Genomic DNA, 1,625 nt, shown 5'->3' with positions numbered 1-1,625 from the left:
GCGGTCGCCGACAGGGCGGTCTCCAGCCAGCTCGACAACCTCAGCAGAGGCCCCGACGAGGCCTACAGCCGCGTCCGGGTCACCCCCGGCGCCGGCGACCTGTTCTACGTCGCCTACGAGCGCACCTACAAGGGCCTGCCCATGATCGGCGGCGACGCCGTCGTGGTCACCGACGCCGCCGGCAACGTCCGCGACACCGTCTCGGCCACCGGCCCCACCACGCGCGAGGTCGCCACAAAGGCCACCGTCTCGGCGGCCAAGGCCACCGCCACCGCCAAGGCCCGCCTGTCCCGCGTGGACGACAGCACCGCCCCCCGCCTGGTCGTGCTCGCCAAGGACGCAACACCCAGGCCGGCCTGGGAGGTCAAGGTCTCCGGCCTGGCCGACGGCAAGCCCAGCGTGCAGAACGTCTACGTCGACGCCTCGACCGGCGCCGTCGCCGACGCCGTCGACCTGGTCCGCGAAGGCAGCGGCAACGGCTTCTACTACGGCCAGGTCACCATCAACACCAGCGGCTCAGGCAGCAGCTACTCCATGACCGACACCACCCGGCCCGGCATCGCCTGCGGCGGGCAGGGCGGGTCGGCCTACACCGGCACCGACGACGCCTGGGGCAACGGCTCGGGCACCAACCTGGAGACCGCCTGCGTGGACGCCCTGTTCAGCGTCCAGCGCGAGTGGGACATGCTGCGCGACTGGCTGGGCCGCAGCGGCATCGACGGCAGCGGCCGCGGCTTCCCCGCCCGCGTCGGGCTGGCCGACGTCAACGCCTACTGGAACGGCAGCTACACCAACTTCGGCCACAACCAGGCCAACACCCAGCAGGCCACCCCCATCGACGTCGTGGCCCACGAGTTCGGCCACGCCATCTTCCAGACCACCCCCGGCGGCGCCGGCTCGGGCAACGAGAACGGCGGCATCAACGAGGGCACCGGCGACATCTTCGGCGCGCTGACCGAGGCCTACGCCAACAACCCCAACGACCCGCCCGACTACCTGGTGGGCGAGGAGGTGGACCTGGTCGGCCAGGGCCCGATCCGCAACATGTACAACCCCAGCGCCCTGGGTGACCCCAACTGCTACTCCTCCTCCATCCCCAACACCGAGGTGCACTCGGCGGCCGGGCCGCTCAACCACTGGTTCTACCTGCTGGCCGAGGGCAACAACCCCGGCGGCGGCAAGCCCTCCAGCCCGATCTGCTCCGGCGGTCCCTCTTCGGTGACCGGCGTCAGCATCCAGAAGGCCGGCAAGATCTACATGGGCGCCCTCAACCGCAAGACGTCCTCCTGGCGTTACGCCAACATCCGCTCGGCCTCGGTGGCCGCGGCCATCGAGCTGTACGGCGCCAACAGCGCCGAGTGCAACAGCACCAAGGCCGCCTGGAGCGCCGTCAGCGTCGCCGCCGCCTCCGGCGAGCCCGCCTGCGGCACCGCCGGCCCGGACTTCTCGCTGTCGCTCAACCCGTCCTCCGGCAGCGCCCAGCCCGGCGCCACCGCCACGGCCACGGTCAACACCCAGACGACCTCGGGCAGCGCCCAGACCGTCAACCTGACCGCCTCCGGGCTGCCCAGCGGCACCACCGCCAGCTTCAACCCGGCCTCGGTGACCTCCGGCAACTCCTCCAC

The 1,625-nt window shown here is 71.8% G+C and carries 1 protein-coding gene; it reads left to right on the top strand.

Going from position 1 to position 1,625, the window contains the following annotated elements:
* Nucleotides 1–1,625: M4 family metallopeptidase (locus ACFYUV_RS51390; protein ID WP_387683444.1), on the top strand; the 1,625-nt coding region annotated here is incomplete at both ends.

Origin of the sequence: Nonomuraea sp. NPDC003560 (assembly GCF_042878785.1) — a bacterium.
Lineage (GTDB): Bacteria > Actinomycetota > Actinomycetes > Streptosporangiales > Streptosporangiaceae > Nonomuraea.
Note: the sequence above shows the minus strand (reverse complement) of the source record. Positions and strands in the feature narration are given on the sequence as shown.